This is a genomic window from Stenotrophomonas panacihumi, from assembly GCF_001431645.1.
Lineage (GTDB): Bacteria > Pseudomonadota > Gammaproteobacteria > Xanthomonadales > Xanthomonadaceae > Stenotrophomonas_A > Stenotrophomonas_A panacihumi.
The window spans coordinates 1-553 of the sequence record NZ_LLXU01000031.1 but is presented as its reverse complement, the minus strand read 5'-3'; the positions used below and the strand labels follow the sequence as shown (position 1 = coordinate 553).

Here is a 553-nt window from a genome sequence, read left to right as displayed (position 1 = left end):
CCGCCACGCCCGAGCCGTTGAGCGTATGCATCAGCTCCGGCTTGCCGGTCGCCGGGTTGCGCCAGCGCGCCTGCATGCGACGCGCCTGGAAATCCCCGCAGTTCGAGCACGAGGAGATCTCGCGGTAGGTGTCCTGCGAAGGGAGCCACACTTCCAGGTCATACGTCTTGGTCGCCGAAAAGCCCATGTCGCCCGTGCACAGCAGCACCTTGCGATACGGCAGGCCCAGCTTCTCCAGCACCACTTCCGCGCAGCGGGTCATGCGCTGGTGCTCGGCCTCGCTCTCTTCCGGGCGGCACACGCTCACCAGCTCCACTTTCTCGAACTGGTGCTGGCGAATCATGCCGCGGGTATCGCGGCCGCCACTGCCGGCCTCGGCGCGGAAGCACAGCGAATGGGCGGTCATGCGCAACGGCAGGCGCTCGGCGTCGATGATCTCGTCGCGCACGATGTTCGTCAGAGGCACTTCCGAGGTCGGGATCAGGTAACGACGCGAATCGCCCACCGCGGTCTGGAACAGGTCTTCCTCGAACTTCGGCAGCTGGCCGGTGCC

At 66.5% G+C, this 553-nt stretch carries 1 protein-coding gene; it reads right to left on the bottom strand.

What is annotated here, in order from left to right; all coding sequences use genetic code 11:
- Positions 1 to 553: serine--tRNA ligase (gene serS / locus ARC20_RS01455; RefSeq protein ID WP_081417976.1), on the bottom strand; the 553-nt coding region annotated here is incomplete at both ends.